Source organism: Levilactobacillus lindianensis (assembly GCF_003946095.1).
Lineage (GTDB): Bacteria > Bacillota > Bacilli > Lactobacillales > Lactobacillaceae > Levilactobacillus > Levilactobacillus lindianensis.
On the sequence record NZ_RHOD01000046.1, the window covers coordinates 1 to 3,481 of the forward strand.

The window sequence follows — 3,481 nt, forward strand, 5'->3', positions numbered from 1 at the left end:
TTTTTTTTTAGCCCCCTTGTATTTCTTATGTATGTACGATAGAATTATGTAATACAGTTGAATTAGTCCACTTAAATTAGTATGAAAGAAGGTGTTTTTTGTGGTTGAAATTGAAAAGAAAAAGGTTACTTTATCTATTCCTGTTGAAACTAATGGAAAACTGGAAGAATTGGCACAAAAATATGGCATGACGAAATCTGGTTTGGTTAATTTTTTGATTAACCAAGTTTCGGAAGCTGGCACAATTTATAAATAACAATAAAAAAAGCGCCCTGTGACGAGGACGCTAACCAAAATGAATGTGAGGTTATTATAACATATGACGAATAAAGCTAATATTGATTGGACGGTCCCCCGTGAAAATTTAAATCCAAAAACTAAGCGTCCGTTTAAACGTGGACGTAATTGGGGAATTATAGTCTACCCTGAAAGCGCACCGAAAGATTGGTTGGATATTATCAGAATGGAGCCTGTTGCTGTTAGTCCATTGCATGATAAAGATGTAAATCCTGATGGGGAACGAAAGAAGGCACATTATCATCTTGTTTTGAATTATAAAGGGTATAAATCTTTTGAACAAATTGATGAATTAGCTAGACTTTTAAGAGCTCCTATACCTCAACGTGTAAGTAGCTTAACTGGTGCTGTGCGTTATTTAACTCATATGGATAACCCTGAAAAATATAGATATGACGATTCTAAGATTCAGGCTTATGGTGGTTTTGATTTGGAAAGTTGTTTAGGACTTTCGACAGGGGATAAAAGAGAAGCATTAAAGGATATGTTTGTTTTTATTTCAGAGAATAATATTACTCATTTAAAAGACTTATTGGATTATTGTATGTCTGATGAATGTCCTGCTGGTTGGTTTGAAATTGCGACTGAAAGAAACACGTTAGTTATTAAAGAATATATTAAATCAAACTGGCAAAAACAAAGACCCGATGATTTAGGGTATTCTTATTCAAAGCGAAATGAATAAGAACTGTTTTAGAAAGAAATGGATAAGTGATCCATTTCTTTTTTTGCTTGGAAAGCAAAACCGTGAGTGGCGATTATTTTGGCGGAAGAGAACAGCCAAAATTAACTGCCACGAGAGCAAGATTTTCCGAGTAGGAAAATGAGCGGTGGGGTCTGTCCCGCTGGCAAAGCGACCCTCGGTAGAGACCACACTTTGCGAAGTAAAGTATAGTGGGTTATACTTTACATGGACGGTGTCCGAATTAGGGGGTGTGTGGAATGAGTTTTGTTGTCGCAAGAATGCAGAAATTGAAAGCTGATAATTTGGTTGGTTTGGGTAATCACGACCAACGGAAAACTAGCAATCATAGCAACCAAGATATTGATGTCTCACGGTCACATTTGAACTATGATTTGGTGGCTGGACGGACGAACAATTTTAAGACGGATATTCAGTCTTATATTGACGAACGCAAGGCTGGCTCCCGAGCTGTCCGTAAAGACGCTGTCTTAGCCAATGAGTGGGTTATTACGAGTGATAAGGAGTTCTTTGAGCAACTGGACGAAAAACAGACCAGAGCCTATTTTGAAACTGCTAAACAGTACTTTGCTGAAAAGTTTGGGGACGAGAATATCCGCTATGCTTGGGTGCATTTAGACGAGCACACGCCCCATATGCATATGGGGATCGTGCCGTTTGATAAAGATAATAAACTGTCGGCTAAGCGGGTGTTTAATCGGGAAGCCCTGCAACAGGTGCAAGATGAGCTACCCGAGTTCTTACAGTCCAAAGGTTTTAAGCTTGAACGGGGTCAAAAAAACAAAGAGCGTAAAAATTTGTCTGTGCCTGAATACAAGGCTATGCGTCAAGAATTAGAGACGGTTAAAGCAGATACAAAAAAACAGAGACAAGAATTCGAAGATTTTAAAAAATCTGATTTTGATGTAGTCAATGTTGAAACCTTACAACCACGCTTTAAAAAAGGCTACGTGTTGGTTAAAAAAGACGATTTTGAGCAAATGAAACAGGGAGCAATTTATGCCAAGAGTGCTTTTATTGATTCACTCCATGCAAAATCTGACGCTGAAAGAGCTCATGATAGTGAAATTAAAGCTAGTAGTCGGGCGCTTGAATTGGAAATGAAGAATGATAAACTGCAAGCTGAAAATAGCAAATTGCGGACGCAATTAAATCATGCGCAAGATTTGATTAAGCGTATGTTCAAGGTGTTGAAAGAAAAACTAGGCGATAAAGTGCATATGAAACCCGAGACGTGGCACAAAGTGGGCTTAAAAGCGCCAAATGAGCCTGTTAAGCAATCTAAACGGAAACCTGAAAGAGATACAAGTTTAAAGCGTTAAAGTGCTTAGAACGCAAATATAAGCTAAATAGGGCTATATCATTCTAGCAATAGAGTTCTGTCTAGCTGTTAGTCAACGGTAAATCGAATTAAAGGGGCTTGCTGCTTTTAGCAGTTAGCCCCTTTTTGAGGCTTTAAGGAGTTGACTGACTTCACTCAACCCAGAAGCCTGATGAACTGGAAAGCAACCTTTGCTTTCCCGAGCCCCACGGCGGCAAGTGTGGTGGTCAAGCTGACATCAGCTTGGCAGTGTGGTGCAACCACGGTTTTAAAAAGTAGTTCAGCGGTTTTTGCTGATCTGCTTTTTGGTTTTGATTTTTTACTGATTGGGAGCGGAAAAAACATGGGGGCACTACGACACCCCCCATGTGCTCATTGCTCACTGCTCAAATTGTAAAAGTGTGTTATAAGCTTATGTATCAATGGTTTATTACACTTTTTTTTTGTTTTTTTTAGCCCCCTTGTATTTCTTATGTATGTACGATAGAATTATGTAATACAGTTGAATTAGTCCACTTAAATTAGTATGAAAGAAGGTGTTTTTTGTGGTTGAAATTGAAAAGAAAAAGGTTACTTTATCTATTCCTGTTGAAACTAATGGAAAACTGGAAGAATTGGCACAAAAATATGGCATGACGAAATCTGGTTTGGTTAATTTTTTGATTAACCAAGTTTCGGAAGCTGGCACAATTTATAAATAACAATAAAAAAAGCGCCCTGTGACGAGGACGCTAACCAAAATGAATGTGAGGTTATTATAACATATGACGAATAAAGCTAATATTGATTGGACGGTCCCCCGTGAAAATTTAAATCCAAAAACTAAGCGTCCGTTTAAACGTGGACGTAATTGGGGAATTATAGTCTACCCTGAAAGCGCACCGAAAGATTGGTTGGATATTATCAGAATGGAGCCTGTTGCTGTTAGTCCATTGCATGATAAAGATGTAAATCCTGATGGGGAACGAAAGAAGGCACATTATCATCTTGTTTTGAATTATAAAGGGTATAAATCTTTTGAACAAATTGATGAATTAGCTAGACTTTTAAGAGCTCCTATACCTCAACGTGTAAGTAGCTTAACTGGTGCTGTGCGTTATTTAACTCATATGGATAACCCTGAAAAATATAGATATGACGATTCTAAGATTCAGGCTTAT

6 protein-coding genes are annotated in these 3,481 nt (G+C 37.9%); all 6 read left to right on the forward strand.

Features of this window, described 5'->3' with window-relative positions; genetic code table 11:
• The first annotated feature begins 100 nt into the window (after positions 1-100).
• Positions 101-256: a protein repA gene (locus tag EKM70_RS10950; protein WP_125547772.1), complete on the forward strand. Its 156-nt coding sequence runs from the start codon at positions 101-103 to the stop codon at positions 254-256.
• Positions 257-319: 63 nt separating this feature from the next.
• On the forward strand, positions 320-982 hold the full coding sequence (locus EKM70_RS10955) for a replication protein (RefSeq protein WP_084989074.1): 663 nt from the start codon (positions 320-322) through the stop codon (positions 980-982).
• Between the two features lie 257 nt (positions 983-1,239).
• Positions 1,240-2,322: a MobV family relaxase gene (gene mobV, locus EKM70_RS10960; RefSeq protein ID WP_125547773.1), complete on the forward strand. Its 1,083-nt coding sequence runs from the start codon at positions 1,240-1,242 to the stop codon at positions 2,320-2,322.
• Positions 2,323-2,493: 171 nt separating this feature from the next.
• Positions 2,494-2,718, forward strand: coding sequence for a hypothetical protein (locus EKM70_RS10965; RefSeq protein ID WP_125547775.1), 225 nt, complete (start codon positions 2,494-2,496; stop codon positions 2,716-2,718).
• 148 nt (positions 2,719-2,866) lie between these two features.
• Entirely contained in the window at positions 2,867-3,022 is a 156-nt protein-coding gene (locus EKM70_RS10970) for a protein repA (RefSeq protein ID WP_125547772.1), read from the forward strand.
• A 63-nt stretch (positions 3,023-3,085) separates the two neighbouring features.
• A partial coding sequence (locus tag EKM70_RS10975) for a replication protein (RefSeq protein WP_191985900.1) occupies positions 3,086-3,481 on the forward strand: 396 nt, incomplete at its 3' end.